Raw genomic sequence first — 18850 nt, forward strand, 5'->3', positions numbered from 1 at the left:
CCATGACTGCCACACTTTACGGCCTTAATACCTGCGACACCTGCCGCAAGGCGCGTCGCTTCCTTGACTCGCTGGGTGTTGACTACACCTTCGTGGATTTGCGCGCAGAAGCCACTGATAGCGACGGCAAACTCGACAAAACGTTGGCGGACTGGTTCTTCGACCATGCATCGTGGGACACCCTGATCAATCGTCGCAGCACCACTTGGCGCCAGCTCGACCAGCAGCAGCGTGACTCGCTGGACGCTGATTCAGCGCGCTCACTCGCGATCAGTCACCCCACGCTGTTGAAAAGACCACTACTCGTTGCAGGCAAGCAGCTATTGGTAGGCTTCGATCAGCACGCCTATGAGCAGTTTGCTCAGCGCTAACCTTTCTTTAGTTACCTCTCGTTGAAGGATTTCAGTATGTTCAGTTTTGCTCTCGGCACCGGCACTCAGAATAGCAAGGGCGAGTGGCTCGAAGTGTTTTTCCCGACTCCGCTGCTCTCCCCCGCTGTCGCACTCGGCAAGGAAACCCGCCAGGCACTGGGCGCCGCTGACGATGCGCGTGTGATTCCTTTCCAGAGCGCACAGTGCAAAGAGCTGGCAGCCGCGCTGCGCGGGGCCGGACACGATGATCAGGCACAGCTGGCCGAGTCGCTGGCGGCAGCTACTCGGCCGCTGGTGGCGGTTATCCTCGACGAGGATTCCGCCCCTGAAAGCGTTCCCGAAGCCTATCTAAAACTGCAGCTGATCTCGCATCGACTGGTGAAACCACACGGCACGCGCCTTGACGGCATCTTTGCCGTGCTTAAGAACATCGCCTGGACCAACGAAGGCCCCATCGATGTAGAAGAGCTGGCCGCGCGCCGTCTGCAAGCGCGTCTTGAAGGTCGTGCGCTAGACGTCGAATCCGTCGACAAATTCCCCAAAATGACCGACTACGTAATGCCATCTGGCGTGCGAATCGGCAATGCACTGCGCGTGCGTCTGGGCGCCTATCTCGGTGAAGGCACTACCGTCATGCACGAAGGCTTCTGTAACTTCAATGCCGGCACCGAAGGCCCCGGCATGGTCGAAGGCCGCATTTCGGCAGGCGTGTTCGTAGGTGCCAACTCTGATTTGGGTGCCGGCTGCTCAACCATGGGTACCCTGTCGGGCGGTGGCAATATTGTGATTTCCTTCGGTGAAAACTGCCTGATAGGCGCTAACGCAGGTTGCGGCATTCCGTTGGGCGACCGTTGCACCATCGAAGCCGGGCTCTATATCACTGCGGGAACCAAGGTAACGGTCATCGACAACGAAGGTAACGAGGCGAACACCGTCAGCGCACGCGAGCTTGCGGGACACTCCGACCTGCTGTTCATTCGTCATTCGGTTACCGGCCGTGTTGAGTGCCGCACCAACAAAACAGCCATCGCATTGAACGAAGCGCTGCACGCGCACAACTAATCCGACGGTAGCCCAAACGCATGGGTTATCGTTCATGGAGAGGGCCGGCGCTACTGTCGGCCGACCTGCTACACATACGCCTGCCAAACCATGGCGGGCGTCGCTTACTGAGGAAACCCAGCGCACCATGTCGCCATCCGTTCCGCAGCCGTCATTATCTCCAGCGCTCGCGCTCGCTTTCGAGCTGATTGCACGCCCTTCCGTCAGCCCTGACGACCAGGGCTGCCAGCAATTGATTGCTGAACGCTTGAACGCCTTGGGCTTCCAACTCGAATGGTTCGAGCACAACGGTGTTACCAACCTGTGGGCGACCCACGGTAAAGGCACTACGCTGGCCTTTGCGGGACACACTGATGTGGTGCCCGCAGGGCCCGCTGAGCAGTGGCAAACGCCCCCCTTCGAGCCTGTGATTGATGAACACGGCTATCTGCGCGGGCGCGGTGCTTCTGACATGAAGGGGGGCGTGGCGGCGTTCGTCACCGCGGTTACCCAGTACGTCGAGCGCAGTCCGCAGCACACCGGCCGGCTGGCGCTGCTGCTGACCAGTGACGAAGAAGGGCCAGCGATCGACGGCACGCGGCTAGTCATCGACGCACTAAGCGCGCGCGGCGAAGGTATCGATTACTGCGTGGTCGGCGAGCCGTCCAGCAGCCTGACGCTGGGCGATACCATCAAAAACGGTCGGCGTGGATCGTTGGGCGGACACCTCGTGGTTAACGGCATTCAGGGACATGTCGCCTATCCCGACAAGGCACGCAATCCGATTCATATGATCAGCGCGGCGCTTTCGGAGCTGGTGAGCGAACGCTGGGATGATGGCAACGACTTCTTCCCCGCCACCACCTTCCAGATATCGAACTTCACCGCGGGCACCGGCGCCACCAACGTGGTACCGGGACGCGCCGATATTCGTTTCAACTTCCGCTTTTCCACCGAAAGCAGTGCCGAACAGTTGATGACCCGCACCGAAGCCATCTTGCAGCGCCATGGTCTGCATAAGGGCGAACACTATCAGTTGGACTGGGCGCTGTCGGGCCAGCCGTTTTTGACCGAGCCGGGCAATTTGGTCAATGCCGCCCAGCAGAGTATTCAGGCGCTCACTGGCACCCAGGCGGAGCTGTCCACCTCGGGTGGCACCTCCGATGGACGTTTCATCGCTACCCTGGGAGGACAGGTCATCGAACTGGGCGTTAACAACGACACTATCCATCAGGTGGACGAACGCGTGCTGGCCCGCGATATCGATACGCTTACCCGTATTTACGAAGGCATCATTACACGCCTGCTTGGCAGCGAGGAGTCTCGATGAGCGAAGAGCGCTACCCGGATATCGAGGTGTACTTGGCGCCTCTGAAAATTACCGCGCTGAACGAGTGGTTGCAGCAACGACTGCACGTTACATTAGACAGCACCGGCAAGCGCCAGTGGGCAGGCACGGGGCTATCCGAGAAACAGCAGCCACTGCCGGTACTGTTGATGGAATCCGTGGCCGATGGCTTCGCCAGTCTATGGATCGACAGTCCAGAGTCCCCCTGGGCAAGAGACATCGATCTCGCTCGCGACCTGAATACAGCATTAGGCGTTGAAGTACGCTGCTCGCTGGGCGGCTGGCACCCGGGCGATGCGCCGGATCGCTTCTTGCGCATTGAACGGGACGGTCAGGAAAGCGTTATCGAGTGGCCCGATCATCACGGCGGCTGATGCGGTGGCCTAAACAAGCTGACAAGCACAAAAAAACGCCTCCAAGGAGGCGTTTGGTATACATCGACAGCTGAAAGTTACGTAATTACCGTGACATCTTCTGCCTGCAAACCACGGTCATTTTCAATCGCGTGATAACGAACGCGCTGCCCCTCTACCAAGGTACGGTGCCCTTTACCGCGAATGGCACGAAAATGCACAAACACATCTTCGCCGCCTTCACGGGTAATAAAGCCGTAGCCTTTGTTGACATTGAACCACTTCACCACGCCCACTTCGCGATCATCGTTTTCGATCTGCGCGATGTTCGCCAATTGAGGCGTCAGTAATTGCATGGCCAGGGTAGCAATAATCAGTACGATAAAGCTGCCCGCAACTGCCAGCAGGTAAACTGTTAACAAGCCACCATTGGAGGCAATGTCGTTCAGTAGCGCGGAGTAATACTCGCTATCTGAAAGAGACACGAAAAAACCAATTAACGGCGGCGCCAACAGTGCCAGTAACACACTAATAATGATACAACGTAGAAGCGATTTAGCACTCATTACTACCATTCTCTCTAATCAAGCAGTGCCGCGTGTCGTAACACTTCGAAAGACGCGGAACGGCCGGGCTTAATAATGTTTCACTCAATAAAAAAACACCTGCAGGACTCCCACACATGAGCGACCCAAGGCATCGGGCTGATAGTAACATGCCAATTCACACACTGCTCGAACAACAGAGTGCGCGTATCGAGACGCTGGAAATGCGAGTGACCTACCAGGAAGACTGGCTCGAAAAGCTCGATACTCGTCTACTGGAACAGCAGCACCTGATTGACCAGCTGCAGCACGGTCAGCGGCTTCTGATCGAACGATTACAGGAAGCGCGCGACGCACAGGAAGGCGATCACGAGTGGCAGAGCATGGACGAGCGCCCGCCCCACTACTGATACACCGTTATTACCGCATGGCATTTGCCCCGAAGTAAGCGATTCAGCCAGTCAGCCATTAAAATATCCCGCAGACGATAGTCTCGTTTGCGGGATATTTTTACGTCGCACAATCACGCGACGATAGTGCCGCGCTGTCAGTTGCGCATTAGGCGTGCGGCACAGTGGGGTCGAGCTTATCAAGATAGCGCTCGGCGTCTAGCGCTGCCATGCAGCCACTGCCCGCCGAGGTGATTGCCTGACGATAGATCGAGTCAGCGACGTCACCCGCAGCGAATACGCCGGGAATGCTGGTTTGGGTAGCGTTGCCCTGTGTACCGGAAGCAATCTCGATATAGCCGCCATTCATGGCTAGTTGCTCAGCGAAGATATCGGTATTAGGTTTGTGGCCGATGGCAACAAACAGCCCAGGTGCGTCGAGTTCGGTAACGCTGCCGTCCTTGACCGAGCGCACCCTGACGCCGGTAACACCGGAATTATCGCCCAGCACTTCGTCGACTTCGTGATTCCACAGAATATCCACGTTGCCGTTCTCGGCCTTCTCCAATAGCTGCTGCTGCATGATTTTCTCAGCACGTAGCGAATCGCGACGGTGTACCAGGGTAACCTTGGACGCAATATTGGAAAGATAGAGCGCTTCTTCTACCGCCGTATTGCCGCCACCAACCACTACCACCTGCTGGTTACGATAGAAGAAACCGTCGCAAGTAGCGCACGCCGACACGCCCTGCCCGCGGAAGCGGCTCTCGGATTCAAGGCCAAGATAAAGTGCGGAAGCACCTGTTGCGATAATCAGCGCATCACAGCTGTAGGTAGTTTCGCCACCTTTCAGGGTGAAGGGCCGCTCGGTCAACACGGCTTCGGTAATAAAGTCGGTAACGATTTCGGTGTCGAAGCGCTGCGCATGACGACGCATGCGTTCCATCAATTCCGGTCCCTGCACGCCGTCGGCGTCGCCGGGCCAATTATCGACTTCAGTGGTGGTAGTGAGCTGGCCGCCCACTTCTACGCCGGTAATCAGCATTGGCTTCAGGTTGGCGCGCGCTGCGTAGACAGCCGCTGAATAGCCCGCCGGTCCGGACCCAAGGATAATAAGCGAACGATGAATAACCTCTGACATGAATGCCTCGAAGTGCTTAGCACAGCAAAAAAATGGTGAGAAGATCGCCACGTCAGCTTGGTGCGCGATAGCCGTTAACGCTACTAAGCGCCACGCTATCCCAGACGCCAAGTCCACCCAGCAATCTTTCGGAAATTCTACGCAAGGTATCCAAGCCGCCGCTCAACTGCAACCTATAGCGATGATTGCAGCAGACCATTACCCTCCAACGATCGACGATCTAACCAATATCGGTGTTACAGGTCGCGCCAGTGGCACCTATGGGTAATTGCAAAAATTTAATCGTTTTTGACACAATCGTCGTAGCAATAAATTGTCTACACTTGAGGAAGGCAATCACGTCGTTGGCAGCGAATCCATGAATTCAGGTTGGAACGATCAGCGTTTCCCCTGATCTTGGCGATGGAATAACGCCCAACGGCTCAAAAACGACCGTCTGATGACACAGGCGGCATCTTGATGAAGGAGGCGCGAGATGAGTTCGCAAGATCCGGCTAACACCTTCGCCGAGCTTCCTGTAGGAGAGAAGCGCTATGGTTACTATAGCCTTGCTCGTGCAGAAGAAGCCTACGGCGATATCAGCAAACTTCCCTTTACATTGAAGGTGTTGCTCGAAAACCAGCTGCGCAATATCGATGGCACCACGACCACCGAAGAAGACGCAAAAGCACTGGTAGAGTGGCAGCAGCAGCGCCGCTCCACCCGCGAGATCGGCTATCGTCCAGCCCGTGTACTGATGCAGGACTTCACTGGTGTGCCTGCCGTTGTTGACCTTGCTGCCATGCGCGATGCGGTAGCAGAGCTTGGCGGTGATCCCAAGCGCATCAACCCGCTCTCTCCTGTTGACTTGGTGATCGACCACTCGGTCATGGTTGACCGCTTCGGCAACGCTGAAGCCTTCGACGATAACGTCGAAATCGAGATGGAGCGTAACCACGAGCGCTATCAGTTCCTGCGCTGGGGCCAGCAAGCGTTTGACGACTTCAGCGTTGTTCCTCCCGGTACCGGCATTTGCCACCAGGTCAATCTGGAATACCTCGGCAAATCGGTGTGGACGCGTGATATCGATGGTAAAACCATCGCTTATCCCGACACTCTGGTCGGCACCGACTCCCACACCACCATGATCAATGCGCTTGGCGTTCTTGGTTGGGGCGTTGGCGGTATCGAAGCGGAAGCAGCGATGCTCGGCCAGCCGGTATCGATGCTGATTCCTGAAGTAGTAGGCTTCAAGCTGACCGGTAAGCTCAAGGAAGGCATCACTGCCACCGACCTGGTGCTGACCGTGGTGCAGATGCTGCGCGAAAAAGGCGTGGTCGGTAAATTTGTCGAATTCTACGGCGACGGTCTGAAAGACCTGCCCCTCGCCGATCGCGCCACCATCGCCAACATGGCACCTGAATACGGCGCTACCTGCGGCTTCTTCCCGGTTGACGAAGAAACCCTGCGCTACATGCAGTTGACCGGCCGCAGCCAAGAGCAGATTGATCTGGTCGAGGCGTATACCAAAGAACAGGGGCTGTGGCGTCTGCCGGGCCATGAGCCGGTATTTACCGACACGCTGGCGCTCGACATGGGCGATGTCGAGTCGAGCCTGGCAGGGCCGAAACGCCCGCAGGACCGTGTTGCGCTAAGCGCCATGACGTCAACCTTCCGCAAGATTCTTGCCGATTCCAGCGCTGACGCATCGCAGCAGTCAAAAAGCGAATGGGCCGACGAAGGCGGTTCTACTGCACCTTACGCAATCGATGCCTACTACGAGAATCCCAACGTTGAGCACGAAGGTCAGCGCTACCGTATTGACGACGGCGCCGTGGTGATCGCTGCAATTACCTCCTGTACCAACACCTCAAACCCCAGCGTCATGCTGGCGGCAGGTTTGCTGGCACAGAAGGCGGTTGCCAAAGGGCTCAGCACTAAACCCTGGGTAAAAACCTCGCTCGCCCCCGGCTCCAAGGTGGTCACCGACTACCTTTCTGCCGCCGGTCTCAACGACTCCCTCGACAAGCTCGGTTTCAACCTGGTCGGCTACGGCTGTACTACCTGTATTGGTAACTCAGGCCCGCTGGCCGCGCCTATCGAACAGGCGATTCAGGATCACGACCTCACGGTTGCCGGAGTACTGTCGGGCAACCGTAACTTCGAAGGACGCATTCACCCGCTGGTCCAAACCAACTGGCTGGCGTCACCGCCCCTGGTCGTAGCCTACGCACTCGCCGGCAACCTTCAGGTTGATCTGTCGAAGGATGCCCTTGGTCACGACAGCGACGGCAATCCGGTCTACCTCAAGGATATCTGGCCTTCTCAGGCAGAAATCGCCGATGCGGTCGAGCAGGTGAAAACCGACATGTACCGCAAGGAATATGCCGCGGTCTTCGAAGGCACCGAAAGCTGGCGTTCGATCGACGTTACGCCCTCTGAAAGCTATCAGTGGAGTGACAGCTCGACCTACATCCAGAACCCGCCCTTCTTCAGCGGCATGCAGTCAACACCCAGCACCATCAGCGACATCAAAGGCGCACGCGTACTGCTGAAACTGGCCGACTCTGTCACCACTGACCACATCTCGCCCGCCGGCGCGATCAAGCAGGACAGCCCTGCCGGTCGCTACCTGCAGGAGCACGGCGTCGAGCCTATCGACTTCAACTCCTACGGCTCACGGCGCGGCAACTTTGAGGTGATGACGCGCGGCACCTTCGCTAACGTGCGCATTCGCAACGAAATGCTCGACGACGTAGTAGGCGGCTACACTCGCTATGTGGGTGACGGTCCGCAAAACGGCGAGCAAATGGCGGTTTACGATGCTGCGGTCAAATATGCTGAGAGCAACACGCCGCTGGTAGTAGTGGCCGGTAAGGAATACGGCACTGGCTCTTCGCGTGACTGGGCCGCCAAAGGCACCAACCTGCTGGGCGTGCGTGCAGTTATTGCCGAATCGTTCGAGCGTATCCACCGCTCTAACCTGATCGGCATGGGCGTGCTGCCGCTGCAGTTCCCGGAAGGTCAGGATCGTAACAGTCTGGGCCTTACCGGCGACGAAGTGTTCAGCATTACCGGTCTCGCCAGCATGGAACCCGGCGGCACCATCAAGGTAACGATTGAGCGCCAAAATGGTGAAACCTTCGAGCTTGATGCGAAAAGTCGCATCGACACCGGCAACGAACTGGAATACTACCGCCACGGCGGTATTCTCCACTACGTGCTGCGTAGCCTGCTAAGTCACTAATCAGCAGGGTTCGACATCGCCAATAACGACGGGGCGCCTTACGGTGCCCCGTTTTTTTGTTGCTGCTCAGCTATTCTTACGCTGTGTCAGGGTTGAATTCTGCGCTCAGTGACAGCATAACCAAGGGCAGATACATTCTCGATAAATGCCCGTTTTCGCATTTACGCACTGCTATACAGGTACCCAACATGGCCATTGTTGATCCGCGCACCGGCGCGCCGCTTACCACCGATACGACTGGCACCCAAGGATCAGCAGCCGGGGCTGCTCAGGGCGGTGCCGCCAGCGCTGACGTGATTGTCGATGTTGATCTGCAAAACTTTCAGCAGGTGGTTCTGGAAGGCTCGATGAAGGGCGCGGTACTGCTGCTTTCGTGGAGCACGCAGGCTGATTCCTCTGCGCTCGTCACCACGCTTGAGAAGCTGGCCCGCGAATATCACGGCGGCTTCCTGCTGGCGAAGCTGGATGCCGGCGCCAATCCCCAGGTGGCCGCGCAGTTGGGGATTCGCTCAATCCCTGACGTAAAGCTGATCGTACAGGGCCAGCTCTACGATCAATTTCAGGGCGACCTCCCGGAAAGCCAGATTCGCCAGTGGCTCAGCCAGCACATTCAAGCGCCTGCCGACGCCGGCGTGCCGCTCGACCAACAGGCCGCTCAGGCGCTGGAAGCCGGCGAAACCCAACAAGCACGCGAGCTTTACACCCAACTGATCGAAGCAGAGCCCACCAATGCTGAGCACCGCGTTGGCCTCGCCGAGGTATTTGCCGCTGAGGGCGATACCGCTCAAGCGCAGGAGATACTCGATTCACTGTCGGCAGATCAGCAAGGCTCGCCCCGTGCCAAAGCGCTGAAAGCCCGCTTGGGCTTCGCGGGAGAAGCACCTTCCCACGAAGAGATTGCAGCTCTCGGCGATCAGGATGACAGCGAGGCACGCTTTAAACGCGCCTTCCGCCAGATTGCAGACGGGCGCTACGAAGAAGGTCTGGAAGGGCTGCTGGCGATCATGAAAACGGATCGGGCTTACGGCGACGATGCCGCGCGTAAAACGCTGCTGAAGGTGTTTGAAGCATTGGGCAACGATCATCCGCTAACGATCGACTATCGCCGCAAGATGTTCGCCCTGCTCTACTAATCCCACTGAACGCCTGCGCCCCGTGCAATGAAGGTCTCGTTGCACGGGGCGCTTTATTGTTGCGTCGCTAACGCTACGCGTGACGCGCTAGCAGCGTGTCCATTCTCTCAAGCGCCTCGTTAATCACTGCGGTCGGCGCGCCCAGATTAATGCGAACAAATCCCGGCCAGCCGAAATCAGCACCGTCCGAGAGCCCCACTCGCGCCTTACCGAGTATCGCCTGCTGAGGGTTATCGCCCAGCCCTGCCTCACGACAATCGAGCCACGATAGGAAGGTTGCCTGCTGAGGCACCCAGCTAACGCCCGGCCATCGTTCGATGTAACGACCCAGCAGCGCCAGATTTTCACGAAATACCTCAATCATCTCCTCGCGCCACGGGTTACCTTCACGGTAGGCCGCTTCAGTAGCGATCAGGCCCAGCACGTTGTGCGACGGCATCAGCCCGTCGCAGCCTTCACGAAAACGCTGAAGCAGCTGAGGATCTGAAATAACCGCACAGGCGGTTGTGAGCCCCGCGATATTGAACGTTTTGGTGGCGGCCCATAGCGTGATGGTGCGCTGCGCGATACGCGCATTAAGTGACGCTAACGGAATATGCCGACCGCCTTCTTCCACGATAAGGTCACAATGCAGTTCGTCAGAGCAGACCAGCAGATCATGGCGCTCAACAAAATCGGCCAGCCACTCAAGCTCCTCGCGATCAAATACGCGCCCGGTGGGATTATGCGGATGGCACCACAACAGCATGCGGGTGCGCGGCGTCACGGTATCTTCAAATGCTTCGCGATCCAAATGCCAGCGCGGAACTTCCTCGGTAGGCGGCAGCATCGGCACCGTTAGCGTGTTGCGCCCGGTATGCTTACCCACGTCGAGAAACGGAGGATAGATGGGCGTTACGGTTAACAACTCGTCGCCGGGCGCTGTTAATGCCAGGCTAGCCACATGCAGCGCCGGCACCACGCCTGCCAGCCATTGCTGCCAGCTGGGCTCTATCGACCACTGGTAGTGATCACGACTCCAGTGGCAGAGTGAGTCCATCAGCGCCTTGGGCGGCGCGGTGTAGCCGAACAGTGGATGTTCACTGACGCGCTCTTCGAGCGCCTTCGCAATGACCGGTGCTACCGCAAAATCGCTGTCCGCTACCCACAATGGCAGCACATCACTAGCGTAGCGCGTCCACTTTTTGGCAGGATGAAGCCGCCTATCCCAGCGCGAGGTAAAATCAAATCCCATGCTACTACCTTCAAACCAGTGAGTGATCAGTTGCCCAGACTATGACCCACCTATCCTTTTATGCCAAGGCGATGGCTGGCCTACCGCAGTTGGTCGCACGGCTGATCGATAATGCCGATGCGCCCATCGAGCGGCTCGCTATTATTCTTGGCGATACTGCCCGCATCGCCGGGCTGGGCGGCCCTGCAGATGACAATCCAACGCCACAGGAAGTCGATCAGTGGCGGCAGCACAAGCCGCCGCTGTGGATAGCTAAAACCGCACTGTTCTTGCTGGTACAGATGCCGGGGCACCCGCTACCCAACAGCGACGAAGAACGCGCGGCATGGGCCTATACCTGGCTACGAATTCGCTCCCATGCATCACTGGATACGGCGCTGGCAGCGCTGCCGGAACCTGCTCGGTTCCCACTACGCCCCTATCTCGAAGATGCCTGGAGCGATATCCAAAGACAACGCTTGCTGTGACGGTCTGGTAATATAGTCACTGAAAAGATCGTAGAACCAGAGGCAACCATGGCGCAGACCCCAGCCATCGCGCTGCTTGAAAAGCATCGTATTGCACACCGGATAATCGAATTCTCTTCTGCTCACCATGCCGGCGATTACGGACGCTCTGCAGCGTCTGAGCTAGGCCAGAGCGAACAGCAGGTGTTCAAGACCCTCATGGTAGAGCTGGATGGCAAACGGCTCGCCGTTGCGATGGTGCCAGTGGCTGGTCAGCTTGATTTGAAAGCAGTCGCGCAGGCGTTTGCGGCACGCAAGGCACGGATGGCAAATCCGCAGGATGCGCAGCGAGCCACCGGCTATGTAGTGGGAGGCATCAGCCCATTGGCGCAGAAGAAGCGCGCGCCGTCGCTTATTGATGCAAGTGCGCTGGCATTCGATGAAATTTTCGTCAGCGGCGGTCGGCGCGGTCTTGAGATCGCCGTAGCCCCACAGGCGCTGATCGATTTGCTCGATACCACGGTGGCAGCCATTAGTGGTTGAATGCGCGTGGCACCGATGGTTCACACAAGCTCTACTTCACCTTATCCAAGCGTTTCAGGACATTTCATGCTTACCCGCGTCGACCTTCCTCCCAGCCCACAGCAGCTCGAGATCATTGCTGAGCAACTCGGGCGAAAACCCAAGGGCATTCAGGCCGTTACCGCCGTCGATAGTCACGGTACGCCGCTGGCCCTTCGCATGCATTCGCTGGTGGACAAGGCCCCCTTCCCGACGCTCTATTGGTTGTGCAGCGATCGCTTGAAAGTAGAGCTTTCCCACCTTGAGGCGGCAGGTGTGATCAAGGCGCTTGAAGCCCATTTGCTCGAAACTCCAGAGCTGATGACGGCCTACCGTCGTAGCCACGAAGACTACGTGGCCGACCGTTGGCGCTTCATGACCGCTGATATCGAAGCCGATGTCAACGCCCTGGGATTTGACTCACTGCTCAAGGAGCGCGGCGTGGGCGGCATCAGCAACTGGCAGCAGGTCCGCTGCCTGCATACCCAGTACGCGCATCATCTCAGCACCCACAACGCGATCGGCGCATGGATCGACCAGCACTATCCTGAAGTAGCTGCCTCCATCGCCTGATAGACGCACTTACCGATACTTTCGCGGCAACGCCGCACGAAAAAGCAAAAAGGAATACGCTCATGACCAGCGTTTGTGTATACATGGGTTCTCGTGACGGCGACTCTCCTCGGTGGGGTGAAGTTGCCGAGCAGGTGGGTCGACGCATTGCCGAGCGCGGCTGGCGACTGGTATACGGTGGCGGCCATGTGGGCCTGATGGGGCGCTGTGCCGACGGTGCATTGGCTGCTGGCGGCGAGGTGATCGGCATTATCCCTGACAGTCTGCTACAGCTCGAAGTGGGCCACAGCGGCCTTACCGAACTGATCCGCGTGCCTGATATGCATGCCCGCAAGGCGCGCATGAGCGCCCTCTCCGATGGTTTTATCGCGCTGCCTGGCGGTATCGGCACCTTCGAGGAGCTGTTCGAAATCTGGACCTGGTCGTATCTCGAGCTACACAGTAAGCCGGTGGCAATGCTTAACAGTGACGGCTTCTACACACCGCTGCTCGAGTTTCTGGAAAACACCACACAGCATGGATTCATGAGTCGGAGCACCATGGACAGCCTGCACGTTGGCGATAACATTGATACGCTGCTTGATGCCATGTTTGGCGAGCAATAAGCCCGACTATTTTTGCCACGCCACCTGCTCGCCAAGGCAGCGATTGCTGGCTGCTGGTCCGTTCATGCTGCAAGCAATAGCGGCACCAGAGCTCAGACAAGCTGTCTATGTCTGGCGTTACGCCAACTCGTCACAATGAAGCTATTGTGACGGGTTGGCCCTACTCCTCTTCCAACGTACTTTCCCGTGCACACAAGGAGCGATCATGACGTTTTCTTCCCTGGGCGATACCGGTATTCAGGTGAGCCGCCTGTGCCTTGGCACCATGACCTTCGGTGAGCAGAACACCGAACAGGAAGCGCATCAGCAGCTGGATCGGGCAGTAGAAGCCGGTATCAATTTCATTGATGCTGCGGAAATGTATCCAGTGCCTCCGAAAGCAGAAACGCAGGGGCTCACCGAGCGCTACATCGGCAGTTGGCTGAAGGCGCGCGGCAATCGCAGTGACCTTGTGGTGGCCAGCAAGGTAGCCGGCCCTAATCGTGATATGACGCATCTGCGCGGCGGTCCACGCCTTAACAAGGAACAGATTACTCAAGCGCTCGACGCCAGCCTGCAACGTCTTGGCACCGACTATCTTGATCTTTACCAGTTGCATTGGCCCGAACGTTCGGCCAACTTCTTCGGCAAACTTGGGTTTACGCCTGATCAGGACGAAGAAGCCATCTCGCTGCACGAGACGCTGGAGGCGCTCAAGACATTGGTGGATGCGGGCAAGATTCGCGCCATCGGCCTGTCGAACGAAACTGCCTGGGGCACCATGAAATGCCTGGAACTGGCCAAAGAGCACGGTCTACCGCGCGTTGCCAGCGTGCAAAACCCCTATAACCTGCTCAATCGCAGCTACGAAGTAGGCTTGGCAGAAGTTAGCTATCGCGAGAATGTGGGGCTTCTGGCTTATTCACCGCTGGCATTCGGGGTGTTGAGCGGCAAGTATCTCGATGGCAAGCGTCCGGAGGGCGCGCGCTTGACGCTGTTCGAACGCTTCCAGCGCTATGCCTCGCCACTGGCCGCTGAAGCCGCTGCGGCTTATGTAGGCGTCGCCCGAGAGCATGGGCTCGATCCGGCGCAGATGGCGCTCGCCTATGTGAACACGCGCCCGTTCCTGACCAGTAATATCATCGGAGCAACCACGCTCGAGCAGCTCGACAGCAATATCGCCAGTGAGTCACTAGAGCTCTCTGATGATGTTATCGACGCTATCGAGAATATCCATCGTCGCTTCCCTAACCCTTGCCCCTGAGTGTGAGAAACTATTTCACTTCCATTTCATGCTCCCTTAATGGGAGCGTGAGCGACTAGTGGTAATCTTTCATCTTCACGCTGATAGGACATGCGTATGCTAAGCGTTATTTCGCCTGCAAAATCGCTGGATTTCGATAGTTCATCGCCGTTCGATACTCATACTCAGCCAGATTATCTGGAGTCGAGCAAAACGCTGATTGAACACCTGCGCAAGCTCACGCCAGCACAGCTATCGAAGCTGATGGGCATCAGCGACAAGCTGGCTCAGTTGAACACGGCTCGCTACGCTGAATGGCATACGCCGTTCAAGCTGGATGACACACAAAACCCAGCCAAGCAGGCGATCTTCGCTTTTCAGGGCGATGTATACACAGGGTTTGACGCAACGTCCCAATCGCAGCAAGTGATAGAGCGTGGTCAGGATCAATTGCGCATACTGTCGGGGCTTTATGGCTTGCTCAGGCCGCTTGATCTTATCCAGCCCTATCGTCTGGAAATGGGTATCAAGCTACCCAATCCTGCGGGCAATACGCTGTATGATTTCTGGCGTGAACGTTTGACCGACGATCTAAGAAAGGCAATCGACGCCAGCGGTAGCCAGGTACTAATCAACCTTGCGTCGAATGAATACTTCAAGGTAATTGATCGCAAGCGCCTGGATAGACGTATCATCTCGCCTGTTTTCAAGGATGAGAAGAACGGCAAACTCAAGATCATCAGCTTCTACGCCAAAAAAGCGCGGGGACTGATGGCCGCCTGGATTCTCAACAATAACGTGGATGATCCAGAGCAACTGAAACACTTTGATGGCGCCGGTTATGCATTCAATGCGGCGCTATCTACCGAGAACGAGTGGGTCTTTACGCGCGGCGAGCAATAAGCTCTCGCGATATAGACTCCTTATATGGCGTGAATTAACCAGGAGTTGCCAAATGATGCGACAGCTGATTATTACCCTGCTGGTCGGGTTTATGACGTTTGGAATCGCGGTAGATAACGCCGACGCGCGGCGTTTTGGGGGCGGCGCCAGCATGGGCCATTACTCGCGTTCCAGTAGCGCCACCAGCGGCCAGAAGGCATCCACGCCTCGCCAAGCGCCGGCGTCGCGTCCGGCAGCGGCAGGAAATCGCTTCATGGGTCCGATGGCGGGACTGCTTGCTGGCGGTCTGATTGGGGCCCTGTTCTTCGGTGGTGCGTTCAATGGTCTGCGTTTCGCTGACATTCTGTTGATCGCGCTGGTGATCTTCGGCATCTATCTATTCATGCGCTCACGCCGACATGCCTATGCCAATCAGCAGCAGGGAAACCAACAGTATCAGCAGCAGCAAAGCCAGCAGCACGCCCAGCAGTTCAATACGGCTCAGAGCGGCGGTGGCAGCTACGGGACTACGCCTGACTGGTTTAATCGTGAGCGCTTCCTGGAAGATGCCAAGGCGCACTTCGAGACGCTACAGAAAGCGTGGGACGACAATAGCCTGTCCGACATCCAGGACTATGTAACACCGGAGCTTTATAACCTGCTACGCCAGGAGCGCGCCAAGCAGCCGGATGACAACAGCACTGAGGTGATCAAGCTCTTCGCAGAGCTGGGCGATATTCAGCAGTTTGATCAAAAAGCTGAAGCTTCCGTACTGTTCCACGGCGTTATCAAAGAGAACGGCGAGCAGAACGAATTCAGCGAAGTGTGGCATTTGGTCCGCGATGTGCGTGATCAGGCTCCTTGGTATATTCAGGGCATCGAGCAGCGCTAACGCCGCTACTCAGCCTTGTGCTCGCAATCACCCCGCCTTAACGGCGGGGTTTTTTATTGCTTAGAACAAACCAGCCGGCCGCCGTTACGCCGGCAAGGCAACGTCCATATCCTCGGTGGCAATCAGCTAGCTAACCGAAGCATTACCGTCTCGCAAAAGAAAACCCCCAATACAACGGTGAGTTGTATTGGGGGCGGTGGCTTTACCGATCAATCGAATATTGATCTCGAAGCACCTTCCATGGTGCCCTACCACGCTACGCGGTCAAGGATCGATTAGTTATCGCCGTTGATCGCCTGAGATGCTTTGTCTTTAGCATCGCTAGCGGCGCTTTTTGCTTTGTTCCAAGCGTCAGATGCCTTTTCTTTAGCGCTATCGCCAGCATCGGAGCTGTCAGCTGCATCGTCGCTAGCGTCGTCGGCGGCATCAGAAGCGCTGTCGCTCGCGTCGTCAGCAGCGTCAGAAGCATTGTCGCTAGCGTCGTCAGCAGCGTCAGAGGCATTGTCGGTCGCATCGCCAGCAGCGTCAGACGCTTTGTCTACAGCGTTGTGAGCGGCATCAGAAGCGTTATCGGCAGCGTTATCGGCAGCATTACCCGCTGCGTCAGACGCGTCGCTTGCTGCGCTAGAGGCGCTATCAGCAGCACTGTTAGCTGCGTCGGTTGCGCTGTCGGCGGCGTTCGATGCCTGATCGCTCGGGGAGCCGTTGTCGCAGCCCGCCAGAGTTGTCATTACAAAAACGCTTGCAGCCATCATTCCCAGCAGCTTTTTCATTACAATACTCCCTTAAGACAGAAAAGGTGCGTCACTCATTACTAACGTGTCCACCCATATTAGCAAAGGGCGAAGCGGCGTGAGTAAACTAACGTAACGAATGTAGTGTAGTCTGTCACTTATTGAGAAACCAACTCCGAACGGCAATTCTCAACGCTAGCGCAACGCGTGTCGAGATCGACTTTTAGGTGAATAGGTGTGCTCCATCCAACCTCCCCCGCAATGAAAAAAGCCCGACACTGAAAAGTGCCGGGCTTTTGATCGATGCTGCTGAGTCAGCAGCAATCAGACCTTGTGATTACTCACCGTTGTGAAGTGTATCGTGAGATACCTTGTCGGTGGCTTCACGAGCGCTGTCGCGAGCGTGCGATACAGCATTGGATGCTTTTTCTTTAGCGCTGTTAATAGCAGAAGAGGCCTTGTCGCTAGCGTTGCTAGAGTCAGATGCTTTGTCAGCTTCGCTGGTAGCGTCAGAGGCGTGGTCTTTAGCACTGTCAGCAGCGTCGGAAGCCTTGTCGCTAGCGCTGTCAGCAGCGTCGGAAGCTTTGTCGCTAGCGCTGTCAGCAGCATCGGAAGCGCTGTCAGCAGCGTCAGAAGCCTTGTCGCTGGCACCGTCAGCAGCATCGGAAGCTTTGTCACCAGCTTTGCCAGTGAGGTCAGAAATCTTTTCTTTCGCGCTATCGGCAGCGTTAGAAACCTTGTCGGCAGCGTTGCCTACCGCGTCGGAAGCATTTTTAGCTGCGTCAGAAGATCCGTTGTCACAGCCAGTCAGTGCAGTAATCACCAGAGCACTGGCAGCCATCATTCCCAAGATTTTTTTCATGTCGAGACTCTCTTCTGTACGAATTCAATATCACATGAGTCATCCATGTGAGCGTTCTCTATATAGTAATAAACTGACCAAAAGTGCAAGAAAAAAAGCACTTTTACCTCCCCTTCGATCGAGATCATCAATGAGATCTTGCTGAGCTATAACCCAATAACTCACAGAAATTAAAATGCTGACAAATGTCGGAAATATTAGTTACAAAAAAGTAACACAAGTGTCGAAAATACAAGTCACTCACGCGCCACCAGCAGACATCTCACCGCATGATTGACTACGAGCCACGATAAAACTCAGCGAACATGATATCCACAAAATTTATTTAGTGAGCTATCGCTCAATAGCATATTCAAGGCCGATAGAAGAAGCTTTCGTCCAGACTCTCGAAAAACATCAAAGCAATAGCTGCCATTCCTGAAAAATGCACACCGTTATGTATAGAAATCACCGAAGTTACGTTCGATGAGGAGGCATTGCGGTCGTGATCGTTAATCGATGGAGATTATTATCTGACACCTATGTGACAGGCCTACCGGGTATGGGGCGTTATAGGATAAGAAGTGGGCAAAAGATCTATATTGCGCTCGCCGACCGTGGCGAGTGACGTTGACGGAGTCTTTAGAGTGAGCCGTGGAGCGTGCCTGGTACTCACGCGCGCCTCGGTGCTCTAGCAGTTTAGGAAAGAATGGCCCCGGTCGGTGGTGGCCGCTCGCCAGCCGGCTTTCCGCGCTGTGCGGCCTTTCCCTCAGCCAAAGAAAAACCCTCGACTGGTGTTAACCAATCGAGGGTTTGGAATAAATGCCTGACGATGACCTACTCTCACATGGGGAATCCCCACACTACCATCGGCGCTAAACGGTTTCACTTCTGAGTTCGGCATGGGATCAGGTGGTGCCCGTTTGCTAAGGTCGTCAGGCAAAACTGGTGCTGCTATCCGACTCACTAGTGGCTAGTGCCCTGCTCTACGCGCGCGGATAACAACGAATTCGGTAAATCATGCTGAGCGAGATGCGTCTCTGCGTATCCGGATTAACTCGCTTTCATCGGCTCGACATAACCACTTGGGGTTATATGGTCAAGCCTCACGGACCATTAGTACACGTTAGCTTAACGCCTTGCAGCGCTTCTACACCGTGCCTATCAACCTCGTCGTCTTCGAGGATCCTTTAGGGGGCTCAAGGCCCCAGGGAAGTCTCATCTTGAAGGGGGCTTCCCGCTTAGATGCTTTCAGCGGTTATCCCGTCCGAACATAGCTACCCGGCAATGCAATTGGCATCACAACCGGAACA

Annotated in this window: 19 protein-coding genes and 2 rRNA genes; 14 read left to right on the forward strand and 7 right to left on the reverse strand. The window is 56.4% G+C overall.

Annotation, left to right across the window (positions count from 1 at the left end):
- Positions 1-2 precede the first annotated feature (2 nt).
- The 4 genes from R84865_RS06290 to R84865_RS06305 all read left to right on the forward strand — a co-directional run bounded on the left by R84865_RS06290 (position 3) and on the right by R84865_RS06305 (position 3134).
- Positions 3-371, forward strand: a complete 369-nt coding sequence (locus R84865_RS06290) for a Spx/MgsR family RNA polymerase-binding regulatory protein (RefSeq protein WP_435639130.1) — start codon at positions 3-5, stop codon at positions 369-371.
- Positions 372-407: 36 nt separating this feature from the next.
- Positions 408-1433: a 2,3,4,5-tetrahydropyridine-2,6-dicarboxylate N-succinyltransferase gene (gene dapD, locus R84865_RS06295; RefSeq protein ID WP_435639131.1), complete on the forward strand. Its 1026-nt coding sequence runs from the start codon at positions 408-410 to the stop codon at positions 1431-1433.
- A 127-nt stretch (positions 1434-1560) separates the two neighbouring features.
- Complete coding sequence (gene dapE, locus R84865_RS06300; RefSeq protein ID WP_435639132.1) at positions 1561-2742, forward strand: succinyl-diaminopimelate desuccinylase; 1182 nt, start codon at positions 1561-1563, stop codon at positions 2740-2742.
- On the forward strand, positions 2739-3134 hold the full coding sequence (locus R84865_RS06305; RefSeq protein ID WP_435636449.1) for a hypothetical protein: 396 nt from the start codon (positions 2739-2741) through the stop codon (positions 3132-3134). The genes dapE and R84865_RS06305 overlap by 4 nt, the downstream gene beginning before the upstream one ends.
- 77 nt (positions 3135-3211) lie before the next feature.
- Here R84865_RS06305 and R84865_RS06310 read toward each other — a convergent pair whose 3' ends face one another.
- On the reverse strand, positions 3212-3679 hold the full coding sequence (locus R84865_RS06310; protein ID WP_435631178.1) for a cold-shock protein: 468 nt from the start codon (positions 3677-3679) through the stop codon (positions 3212-3214).
- A 149-nt stretch (positions 3680-3828) separates the two neighbouring features.
- Here R84865_RS06310 and R84865_RS06315 point away from each other — a divergent pair, with 149 nt between their 5' ends.
- Positions 3829-4068, forward strand: a complete 240-nt coding sequence (locus R84865_RS06315) for a SlyX family protein (protein ID WP_435639133.1) — start codon at positions 3829-3831, stop codon at positions 4066-4068.
- 148 nt (positions 4069-4216) lie between these two features.
- Here R84865_RS06315 and trxB read toward each other — a convergent pair whose 3' ends face one another.
- Positions 4217-5188: a thioredoxin-disulfide reductase gene (trxB, locus tag R84865_RS06320; RefSeq protein WP_435636448.1), complete on the reverse strand. Its 972-nt coding sequence runs from the start codon at positions 5186-5188 to the stop codon at positions 4217-4219.
- A gap of 475 nt (positions 5189-5663) precedes the next feature.
- On the opposite strand from trxB, the gene acnA reads away from it, so the two are divergent.
- Both acnA and R84865_RS06330 read left to right on the forward strand, forming a co-directional pair.
- A complete protein-coding gene (gene acnA, locus R84865_RS06325) occupies positions 5664-8414 on the forward strand; it encodes an aconitate hydratase AcnA (protein WP_435639134.1) in 2751 nt (916 codons plus the stop codon).
- 188 nt (positions 8415-8602) lie between these two features.
- On the forward strand, positions 8603-9547 hold the full coding sequence (locus tag R84865_RS06330; RefSeq protein WP_435639135.1) for a tetratricopeptide repeat protein: 945 nt from the start codon (positions 8603-8605) through the stop codon (positions 9545-9547).
- 73 nt (positions 9548-9620) lie between these two features.
- Here R84865_RS06330 and R84865_RS06335 read toward each other — a convergent pair whose 3' ends face one another.
- Positions 9621-10781, reverse strand: coding sequence for a MalY/PatB family protein (locus tag R84865_RS06335; protein WP_435639136.1), 1161 nt, complete (start codon positions 10779-10781; stop codon positions 9621-9623).
- Between the two features lie 41 nt (positions 10782-10822).
- On the opposite strand from R84865_RS06335, the gene R84865_RS06340 reads away from it, so the two are divergent.
- From R84865_RS06340 to R84865_RS06370, 7 genes are all read left to right on the forward strand, one after another.
- Positions 10823-11248 (forward strand): hypothetical protein, encoded by a 426-nt coding sequence (locus R84865_RS06340; RefSeq protein WP_435639137.1) that lies wholly within the window; start codon positions 10823-10825, stop codon positions 11246-11248.
- Positions 11249-11296: 48 nt separating this feature from the next.
- Positions 11297-11770 (forward strand): Cys-tRNA(Pro) deacylase, encoded by a 474-nt coding sequence (ybaK, locus tag R84865_RS06345; RefSeq protein WP_435639138.1) that lies wholly within the window; start codon positions 11297-11299, stop codon positions 11768-11770.
- A gap of 66 nt (positions 11771-11836) precedes the next feature.
- Positions 11837-12361, forward strand: coding sequence for a DUF501 domain-containing protein (locus R84865_RS06350; RefSeq protein ID WP_435639139.1), 525 nt, complete (start codon positions 11837-11839; stop codon positions 12359-12361).
- A 62-nt stretch (positions 12362-12423) separates the two neighbouring features.
- Complete coding sequence (locus R84865_RS06355) at positions 12424-12966, forward strand: LOG family protein (RefSeq protein ID WP_435631187.1); 543 nt, start codon at positions 12424-12426, stop codon at positions 12964-12966.
- A gap of 205 nt (positions 12967-13171) precedes the next feature.
- Positions 13172-14209, forward strand: a complete 1038-nt coding sequence (locus R84865_RS06360; RefSeq protein WP_435639140.1) for an NADP(H)-dependent aldo-keto reductase — start codon at positions 13172-13174, stop codon at positions 14207-14209.
- 96 nt (positions 14210-14305) lie between these two features.
- Positions 14306-15091 carry a peroxide stress protein YaaA gene (yaaA, locus tag R84865_RS06365; protein ID WP_435639141.1) on the forward strand — a complete coding sequence of 262 codons (786 nt, stop codon included), beginning with the start codon at positions 14306-14308 and terminating at the stop codon, positions 15089-15091.
- 52 nt (positions 15092-15143) lie between these two features.
- Positions 15144-15962, forward strand: coding sequence for a Tim44 domain-containing protein (locus R84865_RS06370; protein ID WP_435639142.1), 819 nt, complete (start codon positions 15144-15146; stop codon positions 15960-15962).
- Between the two features lie 275 nt (positions 15963-16237).
- Here R84865_RS06370 and R84865_RS06375 read toward each other — a convergent pair whose 3' ends face one another.
- From R84865_RS06375 to R84865_RS06390, 4 genes are all read right to left on the reverse strand, one after another.
- Entirely contained in the window at positions 16238-16735 is a 498-nt protein-coding gene (locus R84865_RS06375; RefSeq protein WP_435639143.1) for a hypothetical protein, read from the reverse strand.
- A gap of 298 nt (positions 16736-17033) precedes the next feature.
- Positions 17034-17558 (reverse strand): hypothetical protein, encoded by a 525-nt coding sequence (locus R84865_RS06380; RefSeq protein WP_435639144.1) that lies wholly within the window; start codon positions 17556-17558, stop codon positions 17034-17036.
- A gap of 803 nt (positions 17559-18361) precedes the next feature.
- Positions 18362-18477 (reverse strand): 5S ribosomal RNA (gene rrf, locus R84865_RS06385).
- 155 nt (positions 18478-18632) lie between these two features.
- Positions 18633-18850, reverse strand: a 23S ribosomal RNA gene (locus R84865_RS06390); the annotation flags it as partial.

The sequence above is a fragment of the Carnimonas bestiolae genome (genome assembly GCF_051251145.1).
GTDB classification, from domain to species: Bacteria; Pseudomonadota; Gammaproteobacteria; order Pseudomonadales; family Halomonadaceae; genus Carnimonas; species Carnimonas bestiolae.